A 24664-nucleotide genomic window follows, 5' to 3' on the forward strand; every position below is an offset into this window, starting at 1 on the left:
CCGGGCTACCGCGTCCTCACCACACCACCGGCACCACCGCCAGCACCACCGGACCCGGACGACGACCCGCCACCGTTCTGACGGCGCGGCCGGTCCGCCCGCCCCGAGCCGCGCTGACCGGGTGGGCGGGGCCGGCGGTGACCGGCATGCAGGCCGAACAGGCGACGAGGCCTATCCCCAGTAGAGGCGGAAGCCCACGCGCCGCCGGCCGTCCTCGGTCAGCGTGGACATGTCGACGATCTGCCGGGCCTGCACGTCGACCGGGTCGTCCGACAGGAGCTCGAGGTACCGCCGGTGCTCGGCCAGCGAGGCGACCGCCGTCTCCACCTGGTCGCTGACGTCGACCTCGTGCGGCGGATCGGTCAACTCCCCCACCGCGATGTACTGGACGCCCGACCACCGCTCCTCGGTGAGCTCCGGGAAGATCCACTCGTTGCCCGCATCGGCCACGGCGTCCAGCACGGACTGCCCGAGGGCCTGGTGGTCGGCGGAGTTCAGGTAGGCCGGTGACACCCCCGGCGGGCTCCACGTCGGCCCGAAGTACCCGGTGACCACGAGCTCGGGCCGGTGCCGCCGGATGGCCGCGGCCAGATCACGGCGCAGGTCGGGGCCGGCGACCAGCACGCCGTCCCGGTGGTCGAGGAACTCCACCTCGCTGACCCCGACGACCGCCGCCGACCGGCGCTCCTCCTGCTCGCGCAGCGGCCCGGCCTCCGCCGGCGGGACGCCGGCCATCCCCGCCTCGCCGCGGGTCGCCAGCAGGTAGTGCACCTCCTTGCCCGCTGCCGTCCAGGTGGCGACGGCGGCGGCGAGGCCGTACTCGATGTCGTCGGGGTGGGCAGCCACGACGAGGGCGCGCTGCCAGTCGTCGGGCATCCGGGTGGGCGGCATGCGCCCCTGCTGCCCGGGTGCACCGCGTCGAAACCTCAGCGCGCCGTCGCCCCGGCCGGCGGCGCGGCACGGACCAGCAGCAGCACCAGCAACCCCCCGGCGACGCCGGCGACCCCGCAGGCCACGAACAGCGAGCCCAGCCCGTCGGCGTAGGCGACGCCCAGGACGTCGGCCAGACCGGCCCGGGCGGCCGGCTCGGCGTTCGCGATCAGTTCCGGAGCCTGCCCCGCCGACAGCGCCGACGCCGTCCCACCCGGCGCGGGGACCTCCCGCATCCGGAGCGTCGCCGCCGCCGCGCTGGTGAACACCGTGCCCAGCGCGGCCACCCCGATGGCGAACCCGAGCTGCCGGGCCGTGTTGACCGCGCCCGAGGCCATGCCGCTGCGCTCCCGCGGCACGGTAGCCAGCGCCGCCGACGCGAGCGTCGGGTTGGCCATCCCGACCCCGACGCCGAGCACGGCGAGGCCCGCGACGAGGGTCCGCCACGACGAACCCGCGTCGACGACCGACATCAGCAGCGCGCCGCTCCCGATGAGCAGCAGCCCGCCTCCCAGCACGAACCGCGGCGGCAGCGTCTGCAGGTACCGCCCGCCACCCGCCGCCACCCCGAAGCTCAGGGCCGACAGCGGGATGAACACGAGCCCGGCCTGCAACGGGGACAGCCCGCAGATCGACTGGAGCCACAGCGAGATGTAGATGAGCTGCGCGAACGCCGCACCGTTGAGCAGCAGCGCGGCCAGCATGATGCCGCTGAAGGAGCGGTCGCGGAACAGCCGCACGTCGAGCATCGGCGCGGCCCGGCGCCGCTCGACCGCCACCCAGGTGGCCAGCACGAGCAGCCCCCCGACCATCGGCCCCCACGAGCCGGGACGGCCCCAGCCCTCGGCGGCCGCGCGGACCAGCCCGAGCACCAGCGCCCCGGCACCGAGGCTGAAGAGGGCGATCCCGGGCACGTCCGGTCGCGGAGCCCCGGGGTGCCGCGCCTCCTGCACCACGCTGAGGGTGAGCGCCACCGCCAGCACGCAGACCGGCAGGTTGACGAAGAAGATCCAGCGCCACGAGAGCTCGGTCAGCGCGCCGCCGATGATCGGCCCGAGCGCCGCCGAAGCCCCGACCACCGCACCCCAGACGCCGAACGCCGTGCCCCGGTCGCGCCCCTCGTAGCTGGTGTTGATCAGCGCGATGGTGGTCGCGAACATGATCGCCCCGCCGATGCCCTGGACACCCCGCGCGGCGATCAGCCAGCCCGGTCCCGGGGCGAGGCCGCAGGCCAGCGACGCCAGCGCGAACAGCACCAGCCCCACGACGTACAGCCGGCGTCGCCCGTACAGGTCCGCCAGCGACCCCGATCCCAGGACGAGGGCCGCCAGGGCCAGGGCGTAGACGTCGACCACCCACTGCAACTGGGTGAACGAGGTGTCGAGGTCGGTGGCGATGTCGGGCAGCGCGACGTTCACGATCGTGACGTCGATCAGGAGCATGAAGGTGCCGGTGCAGATCGCAACCAGCGGGAGCCACGGGCGCACCGGTCAGCAGTGCCCGGTCGGTGCAGTCTGCAACCGACCTGCCCGGGAGACCTGCGTCATGCGCGGCCGCGGGCCACCCGGAGCGCTGCCGCCACCAGCGGGACCTGCAGGGGCAGCCGCACCGCGGCCGCGGCCAGCACCGGCGGCCGCCCCCGCCCGAGCCGGAGGTGGTGCAGGTGCGCGGGCACGAACGCCAGCAGCAGCGCCGCGGCCGACCACCCGCCGGCCCACCGGGTGCGCGGGGCGGCGAGCAGCGCCGCGGCACCGATCTCCGCCACGCCGCTGCCCAGCACCCAAGCGCGCGCCGGCCCGAGCTCCGGCGGCACCAGCCACTCGTAGGTGCGCGGGCGCACCAGGTGCAGCACCCCCGAGCCGCCCAGCAGGGCCGCCAGCCACGTCGCGCTCCCCGGCTTCCGCATCCGCCCACCGTAGGGTGACCCGCCGTGGGCGCCCTCGACCTGCTGCTGGTGGCCGGGGTGGCCCTCCTCGCGGGGAGCGTGAACTCCATCGCCGGCGGTGGGTCGCTGATCCTCTTCCCCACGCTCGTGGCGCTCGGGCTGGGCACCGTCGAGGCGAACGTGACCAACTCCGTCGCCCAGTGGCCGGGCTACCTCGGCGGCGTGGTGGGCTTCCGCCCGGAGTACCGCGGCCAGCGAAGCCGGCTGATCCGGTTCTCCGTGGTGGCCGTCCTCGGCGGGACGCTCGGCAGCATCCTGCTGCTGGTCCTGCCGTCCGCGGCCTTCGAGCTCGTCGTCCCCGTCCTGGTCCTGCTGGCCAGCCTGCTCCTGGCGGTGCAGCCGCTGCTCACCCGCCGGCTCGGACGTCGCGGGGACGCCGGCGGTCGCCCGGACCCCTGGTGGCTCTACGTCGCGCTGTTCCTCGCCACCGTCTACGGGGGTTACTTCGGCGGCGCCCTCGGCGTCATCCTCGTCGGCGTCCTGGGCCTGGGGCTGGGCCGCCTCAAGCTCGCCAACGCCCTCAAGTCGGCCATCTCCGCGGTGACCGCCACCGTCACCCTCGTCGTCTTCGGCTTCTTCGGGGACGTGCACTGGGCAGCGGTGGGCGTCGCCGCACCGGCGAGCCTCGTCGGCGGCTTCCTCGGCGCGCGGATCGCCACGCGCATCCCGGCGACGCCGCTGCGGGTCGTCATCGTCACCGTCGGCGTGGCGGTCTCGGTCTACCTGTACCTCCGCAGCTGACCCGGGCGGCGCCTGACCCCGACGGGTGACCGGTCCGCTCCCGGGTTCACGCCGGCGCCGACGGGGCCGATACCGGGACCATGCCTGGTCGCGTGCACTCCCGGCTCTTGCCCGGAGCGCCCCGGTGGCTGCTGGGCCTCGTCGCGCTCGTCGCCCTGCCCACCGCGCTGCTCGCGACCGCCACCCGGCTGGCCCCGGGCACCACCGCCCCCGACCCGCGGCTCTTCCTCCCGCTGCTCCTGGTCCTGCACGTGCTGCTGCTCGCCCTGCTCTGGTGGCGGGTCCGCAGCGTGGCCACCGAGCTGCCGGTGTGGAACCGGTTCGCCCTGGGCGCGGCGGTCTTCCTCCTCTGCGTGGCGGCCTCCGCCGTCCTGCAGTTCGTGCCCGTACCTCGTGCCGTGGCCCTCGCGCCGCTCTACTGGAGCGGCGCGCTGGTCTTCCCCCTCTGGTACGGCGCCCTCGTCCGGTGGAACCGCCACAGCACCAGCACCGCCGACCCCAACGACGCCCTCAACGGCATCTCCGCGATCCTGGCGATCGTCGCGATCCTCGACGTGGCGCTGAACCGGCCGGGCACCCGGCTCGGCGAGCTGCCCTGGTGGGAGCTGCAGGCGGTGTTCGCCCAGCTCGCCGTCGGGGCGGTGGTGCTCGGCACCGCGCTCACCCTGCCGTCCCTGAGCGGCATGGGGCGCGACCCGCGCACCTGGCTCATGGTCGCCGCGCAGGCCCTCTGGGTGGTGAGCGCGATCGGCACGCTGGTGGCGGGCGGGCAGGCCGACGGCTGGGGGCCCGTCGCGCACCCGCTGGTCATCCTCTGCCTCGCCGTCGCGGCCACCTGCCGCTCCCGCCGCTCGGCCCCCCGGCCCGCGGACGCAGGGGCGGCCACCATCGGCGCCTTCGTCGTCATCCTCGCCGCCACCGGCACCCTGGCCGTCGGCGCCCTCGTCGACGCCACCCCGCTGGGCATCTGGTGCGCCGGGGCCGCTGCCGTCGGCGCCGGGCTGCGCATGGCGGTCAACGTCCGCGACCTCGCCCAGCTCACCGCCACCCGCCGGGAGGCGCTCACCGACGAGCTGACCGGTCTGGCCAACCGCCGCGCGCTGCTGCGCCACGTCGAGGAGCTCACCGCCGAGGGGACCCCGGTCGCGCTCGCCCTGCTCGACGTGGACAAGTTCAAGGAGGTCAACGACGCGCTCGGGCACGCCGCCGGCGACGAGCTGCTCGGCCTGGTGGCCCGGCGGCTGGAGCCTGCGCTCCGCGCCGGCGACCTGCTCTGCCGGCTCGGGGGCGACGAGTTCGCCGTGGTGGCCGCCCTCGAGCCGCAGGACCCGCAGACCGAGGCCGCGCTCGCGCTCGGCACCCGGCTGCACGGCTGCATGACTGCCCCGTTCCCCGTCGAGGGCATGGTCGTGCACGTGTCGGCGAGCATCGGGGTGACCACGACCGGCAGCGACGCCGCCGGTTCTGCCCAGCTGCTGCGCCGCGCGGACGTGGCCATGTACGACGCCAAGCGCACCGGGATCGGCGTCGTCCGCTACGACGGCGACCGGCACGCCGACAGCAGCGGCCACCTCGCCCTCGTCGAGGAGCTGCGCCGTGCTCTCCCCGCCGGGCAGCTCGTGCTGCACCACCAGCCGCAGGTCGACGTCCGGACCGGGCGCGTGCACGGCGTCGAGGCGCTGGTGCGCTGGGCCCACCCGGAGCGCGGCCTGCTGGGGCCCGCCGACTTCCTGCCGCTGGCCGAGGTGCACGGGCTGATGGGCCCGCTCACCGAGGCCGTGCTCGCCCGGGCGGTGGAGCAGCTCGCCGACTGGCGCAGCCGCGGTCTGGAACTGCGCATGTCGGTCAACCTGTCGGCGAGCAACCTGCTCGACGCCGGGCTGCCCGCCCGCATCGGCGCCCTCCTCGACGAGCACGGCGTGCCCGCCGCGGCCCTGGTGCTCGAGGTGACCGAGACCGTGCTGCTCACCGACCCCGACCGCAGCCTCGCCGTCATCGGCGCCCTGGCCGAGCTGGGCACCCCGGTGAGCATCGACGACTTCGGCACCGGCTACTCGTCGCTGGCCTACCTCCGCGACATGCCCGTGGCCGAGCTCAAGCTCGACCGGACGTTCACCGCCGATCTGCTCACCGATCCCCGCACCGAGGCGATCGTCGCCAGCACCATCGCGCTGGCCCACCGGCTCGGTCTGCACGTGGTCGCCGAGGGCGTCGAGCAGGAGGCCACCCTGGACCACCTCGAGCGCTTGGGATGCGACACGAGCCAGGGCTACCTGCACTCGCGGCCGGTGCCCGCCGAGGCGCTCGAGGCGTGGCTCGCCGGCCTGGGGGCGCCCGCCCGCTGAGCGCCGGCGGTGGTCAGCGCAGGTGCGCGGTGTCGTTCAGCAGCCGCACCGACGAGCGCCCGTCGGAGGACCAGGCCACCGTGCACAGCGAGGCGGCCTCCAGGAACACCCGGTGGACGACGTCGTCGCCCGCACCCAGCCCGGCGGCCAGCAGCAGCTTGATCGGCGTGACGTGGCTGACCACCAGGACCGTCCGCCCGGCGTGCCGGTCGAGGACCCGCTGCCGCGCCCGCGCCACGCGGCGGCCCACGTCGGCGATCGACTCCCCACCGGGGGCGGCCACCGCCACGTCGGCCATGAACCGGCGCACCGCCAGCGGGTGCCGGGCCCGCGCCTCGTCGGCGGTGAGCCCCTCGAGGTCGCCGAAGTCCAGCTCGACCAGGTCGTCGTCGAGCTCGACCGGCAGGCCCAGGCGCGCGGCCACGATCTCGGCGGTCTCCCGGGTCCGGCGCAGCGGCGAGGCGACGACCACCTCGATGCCCAGCTCGGCCGCCCGCTCGCCGGCCGCCTCGGCCTCGGCCCGGCCGGTGCGCGACAGCGCCAGGTCGTTGCGGCCGCTGAACCGGCGCTCGGGGGTGTGCTCGGTCTGCCCGTGCCGCAGCAGGTGCGTCACGGTGGTGACGACGGGCGCCGGCTCCGCGGTCGGCTGGACGTCGTCCTCGGCCACCGTGGGCTCGGCGGCGGCGTCGCGGTGCACCGGCCGGCCGTCCATCGCGCTGTTGGCCAGCGCGTCGGCGGCACCGTTCTGGGCGCGCGGCACCCAGGTGTAGCGGACGCCGCCGAGCTTGCGGGCGATCGCGCGGGCCTGCAGCGCGAGCTGCTGCATGTCCGGGTGCTTGATCTTCCAGCGGCCCGACATCTGCTCCACGACGAGCTTGGAGTCCATGCGCACCTCGACCTCGGCGGAGGCGTCGAGGTCCAGCGCCGCCTGCAGCCCGGCGACCAGCCCGCCGTACTCGGCGACGTTGTTGGTGGCGCGGCCCACCGACGCGGCGCGCTCGGCCAGCACCCGCCCGGTGTCGGCGTCGCGCACGAGGGCGCCGTAACCGGCCGGACCCGGGTTCCCCCGCGAACCGCCGTCGGCCTCCACGACGAACCGGCGGCTCACAGGCCGCTCTCGGCGGTCCGGACCAGGATCCGCCCGCAGTTCTCGCACCGGACCACCTCGTGCGGGTCGGCGTTGCGGACCGCCGCCAGCTCGCGGCCGTTGAGCTCGATGCGGCACCCCTGGCACTGGCGGGCGCGCAGCATCGCCGCGCCGGTCGTGCCGGTCTGCGTGCGCACCCGGTCGTACAGCGCCAGCAACGGCGCGGGCAGGCCCCCGGCCACCGCGGCCCGGGCGCTCTCGTGCCGGCCGGTGCCGTCGGCGATGTCGGCGAGCGCGTCGTCGCGCAGCTGCTCGGCCCGCTCCAGCTCGCCGCGCGCCTGCTCGCGCGCCTCCTGGGCCGCCCGCAGCGTCGCCTCGGCGGTCTCCAGCCGCTCCATGAGCTCGAGCTCCTGGTCCTCCAGGGTCGACTGCCGCCGCGCCAGGGACTCCAGCTCCAGCTGCAGGCTCGTCGTCTCCCGCGCGCTGATCCCGCCGGCGTCCAGGCGCTGCTGGTCGCGCGTCGCGCGCTGCCGGACCGTCTCGACGTCGGCCTCGAGGCGGGCCACCTCGCGCTGCAGGTCGCGCACCTCGGTCTCGGCCCGGACGACGTCGTCGGCGAGCGTCCGCTCGGTCTCCGCCGCCGCCTCCACGGCGGCCGCCTCCGGCAGGGTCCGCCGCCGGTGGGCGAGCTGGGTCAGCGCGACGTCCTCCGCCGCGAGCTCCAGGAGCTTCTGCTGCTCGAAATGGTCCACCTTCACGTGGTCAACCTACCTGTGCACCCACCTGCCCCGGCCTCCGTGCAGGGGCCCGCCGCGAGCGTGCGAGCGGTGGGGGGCACGGGGGTCTTTCTGCTACCTGCGGGCCGATCAGCGCAGCGCCAGCTCGGCCTCCACCGCGGCGACAGCGGCACCCGGGGCGGGCAGCCCGCCGGAAGCCAGCACCACGCCGTCCACGACCAGGGACTTCACGGCCATACCCGCGCGCACCGAGCGGCGCAGCGCGGCGCCCCGCAGCCCACGGCGGCGCCCGGCCCGGACCAGCTCCGGGACCAGCCACAGCTAGTTCGACGGCGACACCACCTCGATGGCGACGTCGTCCGGGAGCCGGGCACGCAGCGCGCGGTAGACGTCGCCGACCGCGTCCGACGCCGGGACGTGGCAGTGCGAGCCGCCCTCGTCGAAGGGCCGGACGTCGCCGCTGCAGCAGCCGCCCCCGCCGACGGGCGCCCGCGCCCCCCGGACGAGGACGACCCGCGAGGTCACCGGCGGTCGTCCTGGTCGGCCCCACCCAGCGGGACGTCGGAGGTCGCCTCGTCGGGGTTGGCCCGGGCGACGACGGACTCCCGTCCGGTGCCCGTTCCGTCGACAGGCACCGCCGGCCGCTCCCGCCGGGCCGCGAGCAGCGCGATCGCCGCCTCGACGATCAGCCACACCGCCAGCACGAAGATCAGCGCGTCCAGCGGCGCGAGCACCCACTGGTCGTCGCGGACGAAGTTGCGCAGGTTCACGAGCAGCGCCCACGTGGTCATGACGAGCAGGAACACCAGCGGGATGAGCGCAGCGATCGGGTTGCGACCGCGCCGCGTGACCCACACCGCGACGACCGAGAGCGCGAGCCCCGCCGTCAGCTGGTTGGTGGTGCCGAACAGCTGCCACAGGACGCCGAAGGTGTAGCCGGCCTCCCCGCCGCCGGGCAGCAGCGCCATGGCCAGCGGGATGACCACCGCGACCGTGGTGGCCACCGTCAGGTTGCGCGACAGCGCCCGCACCCCGATCAGCTCACCGATCTCCTGGACGACGTAGCGCTGCAGCCGGACGCCGGTGTCCATCGTCGTCGCCGCGAAGCTGATGACGACGACGGCGGCGAAGATCGTCGCGAGGTCGAGCGGGATGGCCAGGTTGTTGGCGAACTGCGCGACGCCGTTGACGAAGTTGCCGACCGCGCCGCCCGAGGCGGTGGCGAAGTCGGGGTACAGCGCCTCCCAGTCGGCCTGCGACGCGGCGACCCCGGAGGTGGCGGCCAGGACGGCGCCGGTGGCCAGGGAACCCTCGCCGACGGCGCCCATGTAGCCCACGTAGCGGGCGTCGGGCTCCTTGTCGAGCTGCTTGGACGTGGTCCCCGAGGAGACCAGCGAGTGGAACCCGGAGATCGCCCCGCAGGCGATGGTGATGAAGAGGAAGGGGAAGAAGCTGGGCGAGCCCTCGGGCACGTCGTTGACCACCGGCGCCGCGATGGTGTTCATGCCGACGATCACGCCGAGGCCGATGACGCCGAGGGCGATGAACAGCTGGTGGCTGTTGATGTAGTCGCGCGGCTGCAGCAGCACCCACACCGGGATGCGCGAGGCGATCCAGGTGTAGATGAACAGCAGCACGACCCAGACGTTGCGCGTCTGCTCCACGCCGAGCGCCTCGGCGAGCCCGTCGAGCGAGATCGGGAAGGCGTTGCCGACCAGGATCAGCGCGTACAGCACGATCACGCCCGCGATCGACGGCAGCAGCGCCGAGGAGCGGGTCCGGTAGATGTACACGCCGATCGCGATGGCCAGCGGGATCTCCAGCACGATCGGGATGACCGCGCCGGGGTTGGCGACGAACAGGTTGCCGATGACGACGGCGAACACCGCGCGAATTAGCGTGAGCAGAAAGAAGATGGTCGCCAGAAGGAGCTTGCACGGACAGGCTTAGTGAAGTCGTCGGCCAGGGTGCCGATGTTCGCCGACAATTCGCAAAGGACGGGACCCAACTCGACCCAACGATCGTCGGGTCGGGTTGGGCCTCGCGATGAGATATGACCTGCTGGTGTCAAGCGCAGCGGTGGTTCGGGCAGTGACCGTAGAGCGAGTAGCCCGTGATGTGGGGATAGGGATTGTAGTTCCACACAGGCCGGCATTCGTATGTGCTCCACGAACCTACCGCCACTGATGCGCTCCCGACAGCGGTGCACGACGCCTTTGAGGCATACCAGCCATAGTAAGTGTGTGCCTGTGCCGCGCCGGGCGTGAGCATTACTGCAAGTGACGCCAGGGCAGAGACTGCGAGCAGTCTCGCGGATACACCTTTTGCCGTTGAGCTCTTCAATGCAGACATCGCGGACTCCTTGGCTTATTGGCGGTATTGCGGATGAAGGGAAGCTGGCAGTGATCCAGCTCACAGTCAAGATGCCGTGGGCGTGTCGGTAGCGACACGCGCCATCCTCGATCGAAGCGGGATGAGAGTCCTGACTTCGCCCATGCCAAATCGTGCGCTTGCGGGGGCCGCAAGCTCCGTTGATGTGTTGTCGTTGGTCGACGCGCGACACCACGGCCCGTAGGTCGACGGCCGCAGCCGAAGGAACCGCGGCCGCGGGGTCAGCCCGCGCGGGCGCTCCAGGGGTCGGTCCGCGCCGCTGCGACGGCGACCTCGACCGCGCCGTCGAGGTCGCGGCGCAGCCGGTCGGCGGCCACCGGCAGCCAGGGCCACTCCGAGGCCCAGTGCGCGACGTCGCACAGCGCCGGCCCCGGCACCTCCCGCGCGTCGGAGACCGGGTGGTGCTTCAGGTCGCTGGTGAGCAGCACATCGGCCCCGGCCCCGGCCGCTGCGCCCAGCAGCGAGCCCCCGCTGCCGCCGCACACCGCGACGGTGGCGATCCGCCGGTCGGGGTCCCCGGCCGCCCGCACGCCCCCGGCCGTGGCCGGCAGGGCCGCGGCCGCGTGCTCGGCGAAGGCCCGCAGCGTCATCGGCTCCGGCAGCCGGCCCACCCGGCCGAGCCCGGCGCGCGGGTCCGCGGGCGAGGGCTCCAGCGGCACGGCGTCCAGGAGGCCGAGCGCGCCGGCCAGCGCGTCGTTGACCCCGTGCTCCGGGGCCCGGTCGGCGTTGGTGTGCGCGACGAACAGCGCGGCCCCGGCCCGGACCAGCCGGTGCACCAGCCGGCCCCGCGGGTCATCGGCGGGCACGCCGTGCACCGGGGTCAGGAACAGCGGGTGGTGCGTGACGAGCAGCTGCGCGCCGGTCGCCACCACCTCGTCGACGACGGCGGCCGTCGGGTCCACCGCGAACAGCACCGAACGCACCGGCTCGGCGGGATCCCCGCACACCAGGCCGACGGCGTCCCAGCTCTCGGCGAGGGCGGGGTCGTAGCGGGCGTCGAGGGCGGCGAGGACCTTCCCGAGCTGCACGGTCACGGCTGGTCAGCGTAGGCGTGGCCGCGCGCCGCCGGTCCGCCGGAATGCCAAGCTCCCCCCGTGGGCGAGCGGCGGCGTCGGGAGCGGACGCTGCGGGCCCCGGCCTGGCTCGAGGAGCTGGTGCGCACCACTCCCCCGCCGGTGCCGTGGCGCGACGTCGCCCGGTTCGCCGTCTCCGTCCCCGCGCCCCTGGCCCTCGCCGTCGCGGTGGGCGGCGGGCTGGAGCCCGGCGACGCGCTCGGCGCCGGGGTGTTCGGCACGATCGGCGCCCTCGCGGCGAGCCTGGCGCCCCAGCCCGGGCCGCTGCGCGAGCGGCTGCGCCGGACCCTCGCCGCCACCGCGTTCGGCACGCTCGGCCTGCTGGTGGGCCAGTACGCCAGCGGTGGCGGCTGGGCACCGGTCGTCGTCATCGCCGCGCTGTCGGCCGCCGCCGCGCTGATCAGCGCGGTCAGCGCCGCGCTCTCCCTGGGGGCGCTGCAGCTGCTGGTCTACACCGCCCTCGCGTCGGGGCTGGAGACACCGCTGCCGGTCGCCGCCGAGGTCGGCTTCTTCCTCTGCGGAGCGGCGTGGGCGACGGTGGTGACCCTCGCGCAGGCCCGCACCGAGCCGCTGGACCCCGACCGGTCGGCCGTCGCGGCGGTGTTCACCCGCATCGGCGAGCTGCTGGCGGCGGTGGGTGACGACGCGGCACCCGAGGCCCGCCGGGCGCTCACGAAGGCGCTCAACGCGGCCTACGACCGGGTGATCCGCAGCCGCAGCAGGTCCTCCGGTCGCAGCCGCGAGCTCTCCGAGCTGGCCGGGGTGCTCAACGCCGCCGCCCCGCTCGTGGAGGGTGCGGTGGCGGCTGCCCGCGCGGGGGTGCCCGCCGACCCGGACGACGTGACCGCCGTGCACTCCCTGGCGACGGCGGTCGCCGGCAGCGGAAGGCTCACCGAGCAGCGGCCGGGCCCGCTGGAGGAGGGCCACCCCGCCGTCCGGGCCGTGCGCCACGGCGTCCGGCTGGTGTGGAACGTGGTGGGCGACCCCGAGGAGCGGGCCGGCGCCGCCGCGGCGGTGCCGCGGCGGGACACCCGCACGCGCCTCCAGGACCTCGCCGACCGGACGCTGGCCAGCGCCGACGCCCGGGCCTTCGCCGTCCGCCTGTCGCTGTGCATGACCGTCGCCGAGATCGCCCGCCAGTACCTGCCGATCGAGCGGCCGTACTGGGTGCTGCTCACCGTCGCGATCGTCCTGAAGCCCGACTTCGGATCGGTCTTCACCCGCGCGGTGCAGCGCGGCGCCGGAACGCTGCTCGGGGTGCTGCTCGGCTCCGCGCTGCTCGCGGTGCTCCCCCGCGACGGCTGGGTGCTGGTGGCGCTGGCACTCGCGGCCGGCGTGCTGCCGTGGGCGCGCGACGCGAACTTCGGGTTGTTCTCGGTGTTCCAGACGCCGCTGATCATCCTGCTGCTCGACCTCGCGCTGCCCGGCGGGCCGGGGGTGGTCGGCGCGCGGCTGCTCGACACCCTCATCGGCTGCGCGATCGTGCTGGTGTTCGGCTACCTGCTGTGGCCGCAGACCTGGCGGGCGCCGCTCGACGAGGCGCTGCGCGAGGCCGCGCGGGCCCTCGACGCCTTCGTCGAGGCCGCGTTCACCGGCAGCCCGACCGAGCGCCGCCGCGCCCGGCGCCGCAGCTACCGCGCGCTCACCGAACTGCAGACCCAGCTGCAGCGGCGGCTGGCCGAACCACCGCCGATCAGCACGCGCGCCGCGGCCTGGTGGCCGGTGATCGTGCAGCTGGAGCGCACCTCCGACGCGGTCACCGAGGCGGTCATCGCCAGCCGCGGCGGGGAGCCGGCCCCGGACCTCGCCCAGGTCGCGGTGCTGCGCCGGGCGATCCGCGGGCTCGAGGAGGACGTCCGGTCCCGCGCCGTCCCCGACGACGCCGAGCTGCACGCCGAGGGGGTGCTGGCGCCGGTGGCCCGGGAGGTCGACGCCGCCCGCCGGCTGGTGCGCGAGGCCGCTCCCGGGCGGCGCGGCGGGCACTGAGCCGCGCGCTCCTGTTGCGGCCCCCGCCCCGGGGCCCTGGGATGGCGCCGTGGCCGGCGATCCCCCGCTCCTGACCCTGCCCTCGCTCGACGAGCCGCCCCCTCCGGGCTCGCGGACGGTGACCACCGACGACGGCGTCGACCTGCACGTGGAGTTCGACGGGAAGCCCGACGCGCCGCTCACCGTCGTCCTCTCCCACGGGTTCACGGCGCGGCTGGCGGAGTGGGAGCCGCAGCGCCCGGCGCTGCGCGGCCGGGCCCGGCTCGTGCTGTGGGACCAGCGCGGGCACGGCCGCTCGGGCTGGACGCCGCTCACCCGGGCCACCATCGACCGCACCGGGCGCGACCTCGGCCAGGTGCTCGACGCCGTCGCCCCGACCGGGCCGGTGGTGCTGGCCGGCCACTCCATGGGCGGCATGAGCATCCTGGCGCTGGCGCGGCAGCGCCCGGAGCTGTTCGGCACCCGCGTCGTCGGCGCGTTCCTGCTCGCCACCTCCGCGGGCGGGCTGGTGGGCGGCCTGACCGGGTTCATCGTGGCGGTGCTGCGCCGGCTGCACCTGCTGCGGGTCTACCTCTGGCTGCTGCAGCGGATGGCCCCGGCCCTGGAGCGACGGCGCCGGCGCGGCACGGTCCTGGGCCGGCGGGCCATCCGGCGGCTGCTGTTCGGGCGTGACGACGCCGACCGGCGCTCGGTGCGCATGGTGCAGCAACTGCTGGAGGAAACCCCGTTGCCGGTGACCATGGCGTTCTACGCGACCTTCCTCGACCACGACGAGACCGAGGCGCTCGAGGTGCTGCGCCGGGTGCCGGTCACCGTGGTGGCGGCGACCCATGACCGGCTCACCCCGGAGGCGCACGGCCGGCGGATCGCCGAGGCCGTGGGCGCCGACCTGACCGTGGTCCCGGGGGCCGGGCACAGCGTCAACATGACGCGCACCGAGGTGGTCAACCGCGCGTTCACCGGGCTGCTGGACCGGGTGGAGGGCTCCGCGCGCCGGGCGGGTTGACCGGTGGCCGTCCGGGGCAGGCAGGATGTGTCCGCCGCCACAGGTCGATGTGCGTGCACGCACCACCACACCTAACGTCGGCGGCTCCGGAACCGGACGGCCGAGGAGTGAGACGTGGACCGGATGAGTGCCCTCGACAGCGGGTTCTACTTCGCCGAGAGCGAGAACACGCCCATGCACGTGGGCTCGGTGGCGGTCTTCGAGGGACCTGCCCCGAGCTACGGCGACGTCGTCCGGCTGCTGCTGAGCAAGCTGCCGCTGGTGCCGCGGTACCGGCAGCGGGTGCGCGAGGTCCCGCTGCAGCTCGGCCGCCCGATGTGGGTCGACGACCCGCACTTCCAGATCCTGTACCACGTGCGGCACACCGCTGTCCCCTCACCCGGCGGTGACGAGCAGCTGCGCAACCTGGCCGGCCGCGTGCTCGGCCAGCGCCTGGACATGGCCAAGCCGCTGTGGGAGCTGTGGCTCGTGGAGGGCCTCGCCGAGGGGCGCTGGGCGCTGATCTCCAAGGTGCACCACTGCATGGTCGACGGCGTCGCCGGCACCGACCTCATGCAGCTGATGTTCGACCTGGACCCGGACGCCACCCACGACGACCCCCGCGACTGGACGCCGCGGCGCGACCCCTCCGCGCTCTCCCTCGTCGCGGGCGCGGTCACCGAGGCGGCGACGCAGCCGCTGCGCACCCTCGCCTCCCTGCCGACGGTCGGCAGCGCCGTCAAGGGCGTGCGGGGCTGGACCGAGTCCGGCCGCACCCTCGCCCGCACCGTGCCCTCGCTGGCCAAGCAGGCGATCACCCCGACCGCCCGGTCGCTCAACGGGCACATCGGCCCGCACCGGCGGTGGGCGTGGACCCAGGGCCGGTTCGAGGAGTTCCGCACCGTGCGCACCGCGCTGGGCGGCACGGTGAACGACGTCGTGCTCACCGCGATCACCCGGGGCTTCCGCGACCTGCTCCAGGGCCGCGGCGAGCTCTCCTCGGAGCACCTGGTGGTGCGGTCGATGGTGCCGGTCTCGGTGCGGTCGCAGCAGCAGCGCGGCTCGCTGGACAACCGGGTCTCCGCCGTCTTCGTCGACCTGCCCGTGGGTGACCCGGACCCGGCTTCCCGGTTGCGCACGATCCGCGGCCAGATGGACGAGTACAAGAAGGCGATGCAGGCCGTCGACGTGCCCTCGATGATCTCGATGGGCGACTTCGTGGCCCCGACGCTGCTCGCCATGGGGGTGCGCGCCGCCATGCAGGCCGGCCAGATGTGGTGCCAGGCGGTGACGACGAACGTCCCCGGCCCGCGCGTGCCGCTGTACGTGCTGGGCAAGCGGATGTGCTCCGCGCACGCCTACGTGCCCATCGCCGGCGGGACCCGCTGCTCCATCGGGATCTTCAGCTACCTGGACACGATGACCTTCGGCATCAACGCCGACTTCGACGCCTTCCCCGACGTCGACGTCCTCTCGGGCGGGATCCGCCGCGGCATCGAGGAGCTGCTGGAGCTGGCCCGGGCCGCCGACGGGGAGGCCGGCGCCGACCGGCCCACCGGCGGGAAGCCGAGGACCTCGGCAGCCGCCCGGTGAGCCCGGGGAAGGAGCGCGGGGGCCGTGCGCGCGGGTTGACCGTCGCCGTCACCGGGCCGACCGGCACCTTCGGCGCCGGCCTGGTGCCGCTGCTCCAGGACGACGACCGCGTCGAGAGCGTCATCGGGATGGCCCGCCGGCCGTTCGACCCGGCCGAGCGCGGCTGGACGAAGATGACCTACCGGCAGGGCGACGTCCGCGACCCCGAGGCGCTGCGCGAGGCGTTCGCCGGGGCCGACGTCGTCGTCCACCTGGCCTTCCTCATCACCGGCAACGCCTCCAGGCAGACGACCCGGGCGATCAACGTCGACGGCACCCTCAACGTGTTCCGCGCGGCGGCCGCGGTCGGTGCCCGGCGTTTCGTCTACGCGTCCTCGGTCGCCGCCTACGGTTTCCACCGCGACAACCCGGAGCGGATCGCCGAGGACTGGCCGGTGCGCCCCGCCTCGCGGCTGTTCTACGCGCAGGAGAAGGCCGAGCTCGAGCAGCTGCTCGAGGAGGAGTCCGCGGCCGCCCCCGAGCTGGACCTGTACCTGCTCCGCCCGCCGGTGGTGCTCGGCCCGCACGCCGTCGGCGGCAAGGACGTGCTGCCCGGCCCGCTGGCCCCGGTGGGCCGCCGGCTCTTCGGCCGGCCGCGGCGGCTGCCCGTCCCCGTGCCGCTGCTGGTGCCGCAGCACCCGCTGCAGTTCGTGCACCAGGACGACGTCGGGCAGGCACTGCTGCTGTGCGTCCTCGGCGCCGGCCCACCTGGGGCGTACAACATCGCCGGCGAGGGTGTCCTCACCGCCGCCGACGTCGCCCGGGAGTTCGGGGCACTGGCCATCCCGCTGCCGGCCGCGCCGGCGCAGGCCGCCGCCCGCGCGTTCGCCCGGCTGCCGTTCCTGCCGCCCGCGGCGGAGTGGGTCGAGGCGGCGAGCCGGCCGGCGATCATGGACACCACCCGCGCCCGCGAGGAGCTGGGCTGGCGCCCGCGCTACACCGGCCTGGAGGCGCTGCGCGACACGCTCAGGCCCGGGAGCCGGTGAGCTCCGCGTCCCGCATCCAGTCGCGCACCTCGGCGACGAGCCGCGCCGGCTCCTGCAGCTGCGGCACGTGCCCGACGCCGGACCACTCGGCGTAGCGCCAGTCCGGGTGCCGCCGGGCGATGTCGCGGGCGGCCTCGACCGGCACCAGCCGGTCGCGGTCGCCGTGGACGAGCAGCACCGGGACGTCGATCGAGGCCATGGCGGCCCGGTAGCGGCGCGGGTCGGCGAGCACCCGGAGCAGCGAGCGGGCGGCGCCGAGGAAGGCGCGGTCCATGCCCTGGACGTCCCGCCGTTCCTCCAGCAGGGTCACCGGCCGGTCGATGACGTCGGCGGGCACGCCTTCGGGGTCGACGCCGACCAGTTCCAGCATCTCCCGCACGCGGGCCAGGGCCGAGGTCCGCTGCCGCCGCCACAGCAGGAACCGCTCCCCGACGAAGGGGATCGCGTACAGCGCGAACATGACGGCCACGCGGGGGTCGAGCGACCGGCGCCCCCCGGGGACGGCCGGGTCGAGCAGGACCAGGCCGCGCACCGCCTCCGGGTGCTCGCCGGTCTCGAGGATCGAGATCATGCCGCCCATCGAGTTGCCGACGAGCACGGCCGGCTCGCCCACCACCTCGGTGAGGAAGCGGTGCAGCACCGCGACGTTGGCCGGCACGCTGGCCGTGCGCCCGCCGGGCTCGCTGCGGCCGAAGCCGGGCAGGTCCAGCGCCAGCACGCGGCCGTGCTCGCGCAGCGCCGGGGCGACCAGGTCCCAGTTCAGGTGGGAGCCGCCCAGCCCGTGCACCAGCACCACCGGTGGCCCGTCGTCGGCTCCCCCGAAGTCGAGGTAGTGCACCGGGCCCCCGAGGTCCACCGTGCAGCTCCGCCCGGGCGTCGCGTCCTCGCGCATCCTGCTCCCTCCGTCGTCCGTACGGTGGCACGCGGTGCCGGCTGCCGCAGCACCGCCCCGTGCCGCGCAGAACCGGACGTGAGCGTCCGCTATGACCCAGGACACAGTTCGGCAACATGTGCCCGCGCGTTCCTGGCCGGCAGGTGTGAGCCAGGCCGCATCTTGGTAGGGCCCTTCCACGAATGGACGGCAGCCAGGAGGACGACGTGGCACGACTGCAGGGTGATGGTCCGGCGCTCCCGCTCTACCTGAGCGAGCCGACGCGGGCGTTCGCGGACTACGGCCTCTACCTGGCGGCCCGCCCGCTCGTCCAGCGGCTGCCGAAGGGCGACGGCCACCCCGTGCTGGTCCTCCCCGGCCTGCTCGCCGACGACGCCTCGACCTGGGTCCTCCGGGCGACGCTGCGGCGGCTGGACTACCGCGTGCACGGGTGGGGGCTGGGCCGCAACATCGGCCCGACCGCGGTCTGCGTCAACGGGATGCGCGACAAGCTCGACTACCTGCACAACCGGTACCGCCGCGAGGTCACGGTCATCGGCTGGAGCCTGGGCGGCATCTTCGCCCGCGACCTCGCCCGCCAGTGCCCCGACGCGGTGCGCCAGGTGATCACGCTGGGCAGCCCGTTCCGCATCGAGCGGCACAGCCAGACCCGCGCCTCGAAGGCGTTCGACCGCTACGCCCACCTGCACGTGGAGCAGCGCGAGTTCCCCCTGGAGCCCGAGGGGTGCCCGCTGCCGGTGCCGGCGACGTCCATCTACTCGCACTACGACGGGATCGTGCACTGGCAGACCTGCCTGAACACCCCCGGCGAGCGCTGCGAGAACATCGCGGTCACGGCGAGCCACCTCGGCATCGGCCACCACCCGGCGGCGCTGTGGGCGGTCGCCGACCGGCTGGCCCAGCCCGAGGGCGAGTGGGCCCCGTTCCGGGCCCCGGCGTTCCTGCGGCCGGCGTTCCCGAAGCCCGCCGAGCCCGCGGCGCGCGGGCCGGTGGGCGCCGCCGCGGCTTGACCCCAGCCGCGACAGCCGACTGTCGGCCCGTGGTCCTCTCCCACGTCCGGAGACGACCACGGGCCGACACTCGGGTGCCGGGAGAAGTGGGCGCGACAGGGTTCGAACCTGCGACCGCTCGGTTGTAAGCCGAGAGCTCTACCGCTGAGCTACACGCCCCGCGCGCCCTAGGGTAGGGGCCCCCTCGGGCGCCCGTTCTCAGGCCGCGAGCGCGGCGACGGCGTCCTTCCAGCCGGACTGCTCGCGGGCGTCGCCGGGGCCGTTGACCTCGGCGAAGGAGATCGCACCCTCGGCGTCGACCAGGAACGTGCCGCGCAGCGCCATGCCGGCCTTCTCGTTGAACACGCCGTAGGCCTGCGCGACGGCGCCGTGCGGCCAGAAGTCCGACAGCAGCGGGAACTCGAAGCCCTCCTGCGCCTTGAACGCCTTGAGGCTGAAGACCGGGTCGGTGCTGATGGCCAGCACCTTCACGCCCGCGTCGGTGTAGTTGGCCAGCTCGTCGCGCAGCTGGCACAGCTCGCCGGTGCAGATGCCGGAGAAGGCGAACGGGTAGAAGACCAGCAGCACGGGGGCGCCGCGGAGGTCGGCCAGGGACACCACCTGCTTGTCCTGGTCCGGGAGGCTGAACTCGGGCGCGCGGTCACCGACGGAGAGGCTCATGGCGCCACATGCTGCCTCAGCGGCGGCTGCGGGCCGCCTTGGGGGTGACCAGCCGGATGCCCGACCAGTCCTTGGCCGCGGAGATGCTGCTGGTCTGCGAGAGCCCGGCGGTGGGGGCGACCTCGGTGACGTCACCCGGCTCGACATGCCCGGGGCGCCCCGACTTGGGCACCAGGAGCCAGACGACGCCCTCGTCGGCCAGCGAGGTCAGCGCGTCGGTCAGGGCGTCGAACAGGTCACCGTCGTCCTCCCGCCACCACAGGACGACGACGTCGGCCACCTCGTCGGTGTCCTCGTCCACCATCTCGCTGCCGGAGGCCTCGACGATCGAGTCGCGCAGGTCCTCGTCGGCGTCCTCGCTCCAGCCGAGCTCCTGCACGACCATGCCCGGCTTGATGCCCAACCGGGCCGCCATGCCGGTGCTGTCGACGCTCATCCCTGCTGCTCCTCCATGGGTCGGCCTGCTGCTGGCCTGGTGTGGGGTGGACGGTGCCCGGCCGGGCCGGCGACCGCGGGGGGCCGCGTCACGAACGGACCGTGCGGGCGGCGGACGGACAGGCGGCGGTGATCGACACGACCAGCGGGAGAACCACCCGCACCCCGGTCATGTCACCCCTCTCGCCGTCGTCGAGCGCCCGTTGCCCGGCCCTGGCGGCCGGGTGTCCGGACGGCGCCGTCCTGTCGAGGCACCGCAGGCGGAAGCGTAGGGCATAGCGGGCGGGGCGCAAGCCTGCCCGCACCCAGCGCACCGGTGCGTAGCGCCGCGTGTCCGACCGACACGACTTCGCCGGCAGATGGGCTCGTGACGTGACGCGGACGACGTCGTCGGGAGACGATGGGGCCATGAGCGCACCGCAGCAGCCGGACGGCGACCCCGCCCGCGCAGGACAGACCCGCGCGGTCATCACCGACGGGCTCCCCAGCCAGCTGGTCGACACCGACCCCGACGAGACGCAGGAGTGGCTGGAGTCCCTCGACGCCGCCATCGACCACGGCGGCCGCGGGCGGGCCCGCTACCTCATGCTCCGGATGCTGCAGCGCAGCCGCGAGCAGCAGGTCGGCGTGCCGGGGCTGCGCAGCACGGACTACATCAACACCATCCCGCCGGAGCGCGAGCCCTGGTTCCCGGGCGACGAGCACGTCGAGCGGCGGATCCGCGCCTACATCCGGTGGAACGCCGCGATCATGGTCCACCGCGCGCAGCGGCCGGGCATCGGCGTCGGCGGGCACATCTCCTCCTACGCCTCGTCGGCCTCCCTCTACGAGGTCGGCTTCAACCACTTCTTCCGCGGCAAGGACCACCCCGGCGGCGGCGACCAGATCTGGTTCCAGGGGCACGCCTCCCCCGGCATCTACGCCCGCGCGTTCCTCGAGGGCCGGCTGAGCGAGGACCAGCTCGACGGCTTCCGGCAGGAGGTCAGCCACCCCGCCGGCGGGCTGTCCTCCTACCCGCACCCGCGGCTGATGCCCGACTTCTGGGAGTTCCCCACCGTCTCGATGGGGCTCGGCCCGCTCAACGCGATCTACCAGGCGCGGTTCAACCGCTACCTGCACGCGCGCGGCATCAAGGACACCTCCGACCAGCACGTGTGGGCGTTCCTCGGCGACGGCGAGATGGACGAGCCCGAGTCGCTGGGCGTCATCGGCCTGGCCGCCCGCGAGGAGCTGGACAACCTCACCTTCGTCGTCAACTGCAACCTGCAGCGGCTCGACGGCCCGGTGCGCGGCAACGGCAAGGTGATCCAGGAGCTGGAGTCGTTCTTCCGCGGGGCCGGCTGGAACGTCGTCAAGGTGATCTGGGGCCGGGAGTGGGACCCGCTGCTGGCCGCCGACCGCGACGGCGCGCTGGTCAACCTGATGAACTCCACGCCGGACGGCGACTACCAGACCTACAAGGCCGAGGACGGCGCCTTCGTCCGCGAGCACTTCTTCGGCCGCGACGCCCGCACCCGCAAGCTCGTCGAGAGCATGAGCGACAAGGAGATCTGGAACCTGTCGCGCGGCGGGCACGACTACCGCAAGGTCTACGCGGCGTTCAAGGCGGCGGTGGAGCACAAGGGCCAGCCGACGGTCATCCTCGCCAAGACCATCAAGGGCTGGACGCTGGGCAGCCACTTCGAGGGCCGCAACTCCACCCACCAGATGAAGAAGCTGACCGCCGAGGACCTCGCCGCCTTCCGCGACCGGCTCTACCTGGACATCCCGGACTCGGCGCTGGACAAGACCCTGCCGCCCTACTACCGGCCCGACCCGGACTCCGACGAGATGCAGTACATGCTCGAGCGGCGCCGGGCCCTCGGTGGGGCCGTCCCGCGCCGCCGCTCGGAGTTCAAGACGCTCAAGGCGCCCGACGACAAGGCGCTCGACGTCCTCCGGCGCGGCTCGGGCAAGCAGGAGGTGGCGACGACGATGGCGTTCGTCCGCCTGCTGAAGGAGCTGCTCAAGGACAAGGAGCTCGGCCCGCGCTTCGTGCCGATCATCCCCGACGAGGCGCGCACCTTCGGGATGGACTCCCTCTTCCCGGCGCAGAAGATCTACAACCCGGCCGGCCAGCGGTACACCTCGGTCGACCGCGAGCTGATGCTGACCTACAAGGAGTCCGAGCAGGGGCAGATCCTGCACGAGGGCATCAACGAGGCCGGCTCGACGGCGTCGTTCACCGCCGTCGGCACCTCGTACGCGACGCACGGCGAGCCGATGATCCCGATCTACATCTTCTACTCGATGTTCGGGTTCCAGCGGACCGGCGACTCGATCTGGGCCGCCGCCGACCAGATGACCCGCGGTTTCATGCTGGGCGCCACGGCCGGGCGGACGACGCTCAACGGCGAGGGGCTGCAGCACGAGGACGGGCACTCGCTCCTGCTCGCGCAGACCAACCCCGCGGTCGTCTCCTACGACCCGGCGTTCTCCTACGAGGTCGCGCACATCACCCGCGACGCGCTGGCCCGCATGTACGGCGAGGACCCGGGCGCCCCGCTGGGCGGCTCCCGCTCCCCCGACGTCATGTACTACCTGACGGTCTACAACGAGCCGTTCAGCCAGCCGGCCGAGCCCGAGGGCCTGGACGTCCAGGGCCTGCTCGCGGGCATGTACCGCTACGCGGAGGGGCCGGTGACCGACGGGCCGAAGGCGCAGGTGCTGGCCTCCGGCGTCGCGGTGCCGTGGGCGCTCCGGGCGCAGGAGCTGCTGGCGCAGGACTGGGGCGTGAGCGCCGACGTCTGGTCGGTCACCTCGTGGAACGAGCTGCGCCGGCAGGCCGACGAGTGCCAGGAGCACAACCTCCTGCACCCGGAGGAGGAGCCCCGCACGCCGTACGTCACCACGCGGCTGCAGGAGACGGTCGGCCCGGTGGTCGCGGTCTCGGACTGGATGCGCGCGGTGCCCGACCTGATCGCGCCGTTCGTGCCCGGCGGCATGGCCACGCTCGGCACCGACGGCTTCGGCCTCTCCGACACCCGCCCGGCGCTGCGGCGGCACTTCCACGTCGACGCCGAGTCGATCGTGGTGCGCACGCTGGCCTCGCTGGCCGACGAGGGGCAGGTCGACCGCGCGAAGGTGCGCGAGGCCGTGGAGAAGTACCGGATCCGGGACGTGCAGGCCGCGCCGGCCGACGAGCGGTCGGACCCGAGCCCCGCCACGTGAAAGAGGACCCCCTCGCCCCCCACCGCTCGCACGCTCGCGGCGGGCCCCTGCGAGGGGGCCAGCGGCGGGGCACGGTCAGTGCCCCGCCGCCTGTTCAGCGTTCGCGGTGGTGGCGGATGACGTCGGCGTAGACGCGGCCGCTGTCCTTCACGGTGCGGCGCTGGGTCTCGTAGTCCACGTGCACCAGCCCGAACCGCTGGGCGTAGCCGCGGGCCCACTCGTAGTTGTCCAGCAGCGACCAGGCGAAGTAGCCGCGGACGTCCACGCCGTCCGCCATGGCGGTGCGCAGCGCGGCGAGGTGCCGCAGCAGGAAATCGACCCGCTGGGCGTCGTGGACGGCGCCGTCGGCCGAGACCTCGTCCTCCCACGCCGAGCCGTTCTCGGTGATGACCAGCGGCAGGCCCGGCGCCTGCTCCCCGATCCAGCACAGCAGCCGGGTGAAGGCCTCCGGGCTCACGCCCCAGCCCATCGTCGTCGTGACGCCCTCGGGGTCGAGCTCGACGACGTCCTCCCCGCCGATGAACGACGTCGGCGGCATGCCCTCGGGGCGGGCACCGGCCCGCACCGTCTCCTCGAAGTAGTAGTTGACGCCCAGCCAGTCCAGCGGCGCGCCGATGACCTCGAGGTCGCCGTCCTCCACCGGGAGGGGCGCGCCGGCGGCCGCGAGGTCGGCGACGACGTCCTCGGGGTAGGCGCCGGTGACCAGCGGTACCAGGAACATCCGGTTCTGCTGGCCGTCGAGCCGGCGCGCGGCGTCGACGTCCTCGGGCCGGTCGCTGGCCGGGGACATCGGCGTGAAGTTCAGCGTGATGCCCAGGTGGTCGACGCCGCGCTCGCGCAGCACGCCGGCGGCCAGGCCGTGGCCGAGCAGCAGGTGGTGCACCGCCCGCGAGGCCGAGACGGCGTCCCGGACGCCCGGCGCGTGCGCCCCGGACTGGTGGCCCAGGAGCGCGCTGACCATCGGCTCGTTGAGCGTCGACCAGTGCCGCACCCGGTCACCGAGGGCGTCGTGGACGATCCCGGCGTAGTCGGCGAAGCGGGCCGAGGTGTCGCGCGAGGTCCAGCCGCCGCGGTCCTGCAGCGCCTGGGGCAGGTCCCAGTGGTAGAGCGTCAGCCAGGGGTCGATGCCCTGCTCGAGCAGCTCGTCGACCAGGCGGCGGTAGAAGTCCAGGCCGCGCTGCTCCACCCGGCCGGCGCCCTCGGGCAGCACCCGCGGCCACGAGACGGAGAACCGGTAGGCCGACAGCCCCAGCTCCTTCATCAGCGCGACGTCCTCGGGGTACCGGGTGTAGTGCTCGACGGCGACGTCACCGGTGTGGCCCTGGAAGGTCCGGCCCGGGGTGTGGCTGAAGGTGTCCCAGATCGAGGGCCCGCGTCCGTCGACGTCGACGGCGCCCTCGATCTGGTAGGCGGCCGTGGCGGCGCCGAAGAAGAACCCCGGCGGGAAGGTGAGCCCTGCGGCGAGCTCCGGACGGCTGTCGGTCGAGGACATGGGCGCGCTGCTCCTTGGCGGTCGGTCGGTCCGGGGGCGCCGGCCGGCAGCGTGCCCGCACCGGCGCGGTGAGAACGCTCTCACACCTCGTGCGGTCGCCGCACCGGCACTACGGTGACCACCCGGT

Annotated in this window: 20 protein-coding genes and 1 tRNA gene; 8 read left to right on the plus strand and 13 right to left on the minus strand. The window is 74.5% G+C overall.

Annotated elements, in window-relative coordinates; translation table 11 throughout:
- Window positions 1-171: 171 nt before the first annotated feature.
- From E9529_RS10165 to E9529_RS10175, 3 genes are read right to left on the minus strand one after another with little or no spacing between them, the layout of a single operon-like run.
- A complete protein-coding gene (locus E9529_RS10165) occupies window positions 172-891 on the minus strand; it encodes a PIG-L deacetylase family protein (protein ID WP_236831038.1) in 720 nt (239 codons plus the stop codon).
- A 35-nt stretch (window positions 892-926) separates the two neighbouring features.
- Window positions 927-2417: an MFS transporter gene (locus tag E9529_RS10170; protein WP_236831039.1), complete on the minus strand. Its 1491-nt coding sequence runs from the start codon at window positions 2415-2417 to the stop codon at window positions 927-929.
- A 56-nt stretch (window positions 2418-2473) separates the two neighbouring features.
- Window positions 2474-2836 (minus strand): hypothetical protein, encoded by a 363-nt coding sequence (locus E9529_RS10175; protein ID WP_236831040.1) that lies wholly within the window; start codon window positions 2834-2836, stop codon window positions 2474-2476.
- A gap of 24 nt (window positions 2837-2860) precedes the next feature.
- Between E9529_RS10175 and E9529_RS10180 the strand changes: the two genes are divergently transcribed.
- Window positions 2861-3616: a sulfite exporter TauE/SafE family protein gene (locus tag E9529_RS10180; RefSeq protein ID WP_236831041.1), complete on the plus strand. Its 756-nt coding sequence runs from the start codon at window positions 2861-2863 to the stop codon at window positions 3614-3616.
- A 107-nt stretch (window positions 3617-3723) separates the two neighbouring features.
- On the plus strand, window positions 3724-5961 hold the full coding sequence (locus E9529_RS10185) for a bifunctional diguanylate cyclase/phosphodiesterase (RefSeq protein ID WP_236831042.1): 2238 nt from the start codon (window positions 3724-3726) through the stop codon (window positions 5959-5961).
- Between the two features lie 13 nt (window positions 5962-5974).
- On the opposite strand, the gene E9529_RS10190 is transcribed toward E9529_RS10185, so the two are convergent.
- The 5 genes from E9529_RS10190 to E9529_RS10210 all read right to left on the minus strand — a co-directional run bounded on the left by E9529_RS10190 (window position 5975) and on the right by E9529_RS10210 (window position 11210).
- Window positions 5975-7069, minus strand: coding sequence for a bifunctional RNase H/acid phosphatase (locus tag E9529_RS10190; protein ID WP_236831043.1), 1095 nt, complete (start codon window positions 7067-7069; stop codon window positions 5975-5977).
- A complete protein-coding gene (locus E9529_RS10195; RefSeq protein WP_236831044.1) occupies window positions 7066-7806 on the minus strand; it encodes a zinc ribbon domain-containing protein in 741 nt (246 codons plus the stop codon). Before E9529_RS10195 ends, E9529_RS10190 begins: the two co-directional genes overlap by 4 nt.
- A gap of 300 nt (window positions 7807-8106) precedes the next feature.
- On the minus strand, window positions 8107-8310 hold the full coding sequence (locus E9529_RS10200) for a hypothetical protein (RefSeq protein WP_236831045.1): 204 nt from the start codon (window positions 8308-8310) through the stop codon (window positions 8107-8109).
- Window positions 8307-9710, minus strand: a complete 1404-nt coding sequence (locus E9529_RS10205) for a carbon starvation protein A (RefSeq protein ID WP_374201337.1) — start codon at window positions 9708-9710, stop codon at window positions 8307-8309. Before E9529_RS10205 ends, E9529_RS10200 begins: the two co-directional genes overlap by 4 nt.
- A 687-nt stretch (window positions 9711-10397) precedes the next feature.
- The gene (locus E9529_RS10210) at window positions 10398-11210 is read right to left on the minus strand and encodes a Nif3-like dinuclear metal center hexameric protein (RefSeq protein WP_236831047.1); all 813 of its coding nucleotides are present in this window, start codon (window positions 11208-11210) and stop codon (window positions 10398-10400) included.
- A 60-nt stretch (window positions 11211-11270) separates the two neighbouring features.
- Here E9529_RS10210 and E9529_RS10215 point away from each other — a divergent pair, with 60 nt between their 5' ends.
- The 4 genes from E9529_RS10215 to E9529_RS10230 all read left to right on the plus strand — a co-directional run bounded on the left by E9529_RS10215 (window position 11271) and on the right by E9529_RS10230 (window position 16838).
- A complete protein-coding gene (locus tag E9529_RS10215) occupies window positions 11271-13235 on the plus strand; it encodes an FUSC family protein (protein ID WP_236831048.1) in 1965 nt (654 codons plus the stop codon).
- A 49-nt stretch (window positions 13236-13284) separates the two neighbouring features.
- Window positions 13285-14241, plus strand: coding sequence for an alpha/beta fold hydrolase (locus E9529_RS10220; protein ID WP_236831049.1), 957 nt, complete (start codon window positions 13285-13287; stop codon window positions 14239-14241).
- A 123-nt stretch (window positions 14242-14364) separates the two neighbouring features.
- The gene (locus E9529_RS10225; protein WP_236831074.1) at window positions 14365-15813 is read left to right on the plus strand and encodes a wax ester/triacylglycerol synthase family O-acyltransferase; all 1449 of its coding nucleotides are present in this window, start codon (window positions 14365-14367) and stop codon (window positions 15811-15813) included.
- Window positions 15810-16838, plus strand: coding sequence for an NAD-dependent epimerase/dehydratase family protein (locus tag E9529_RS10230; protein ID WP_236831050.1), 1029 nt, complete (start codon window positions 15810-15812; stop codon window positions 16836-16838). The genes E9529_RS10225 and E9529_RS10230 overlap by 4 nt, the downstream gene beginning before the upstream one ends.
- Here the strand turns inward: E9529_RS10230 and E9529_RS10235 are convergent.
- On the minus strand, window positions 16819-17730 hold the full coding sequence (locus E9529_RS10235) for an alpha/beta fold hydrolase (RefSeq protein ID WP_236831051.1): 912 nt from the start codon (window positions 17728-17730) through the stop codon (window positions 16819-16821). The two genes, E9529_RS10230 and E9529_RS10235, sit on opposite strands and share 20 nt — an antisense overlap.
- Before the next feature lie 206 nt (window positions 17731-17936).
- On the opposite strand from E9529_RS10235, the gene E9529_RS10240 reads away from it, so the two are divergent.
- A complete protein-coding gene (locus E9529_RS10240; RefSeq protein WP_236831052.1) occupies window positions 17937-18740 on the plus strand; it encodes a triacylglycerol lipase in 804 nt (267 codons plus the stop codon).
- An 87-nt stretch (window positions 18741-18827) separates the two neighbouring features.
- On the opposite strand, the gene E9529_RS10245 is transcribed toward E9529_RS10240, so the two are convergent.
- From E9529_RS10245 to E9529_RS10255, 3 genes are all read right to left on the minus strand, one after another.
- Window positions 18828-18899, minus strand: a tRNA-Val gene (locus tag E9529_RS10245).
- Window positions 18900-18938: 39 nt separating this feature from the next.
- On the minus strand, window positions 18939-19400 hold the full coding sequence (locus E9529_RS10250) for a peroxiredoxin (protein WP_236831053.1): 462 nt from the start codon (window positions 19398-19400) through the stop codon (window positions 18939-18941).
- A gap of 16 nt (window positions 19401-19416) precedes the next feature.
- Window positions 19417-19836, minus strand: a complete 420-nt coding sequence (locus E9529_RS10255; protein WP_091934642.1) for a DUF3052 domain-containing protein — start codon at window positions 19834-19836, stop codon at window positions 19417-19419.
- A gap of 407 nt (window positions 19837-20243) precedes the next feature.
- On the opposite strand from E9529_RS10255, the gene aceE reads away from it, so the two are divergent.
- A complete protein-coding gene (aceE, locus tag E9529_RS10260; protein ID WP_236831054.1) occupies window positions 20244-23045 on the plus strand; it encodes a pyruvate dehydrogenase (acetyl-transferring), homodimeric type in 2802 nt (933 codons plus the stop codon).
- Between the two features lie 94 nt (window positions 23046-23139).
- Here aceE and E9529_RS10265 read toward each other — a convergent pair whose 3' ends face one another.
- Window positions 23140-24537 carry a GH1 family beta-glucosidase gene (locus E9529_RS10265; protein WP_236831055.1) on the minus strand — a complete coding sequence of 466 codons (1398 nt, stop codon included), beginning with the start codon at window positions 24535-24537 and terminating at the stop codon, window positions 23140-23142.
- Window positions 24538-24664: the final 127 nt, after the last annotated feature.

It is taken from the genome of Blastococcus sp. KM273128 (genome assembly GCF_021698975.1).
Lineage (GTDB): Bacteria > Actinomycetota > Actinomycetes > Mycobacteriales > Geodermatophilaceae > Blastococcus.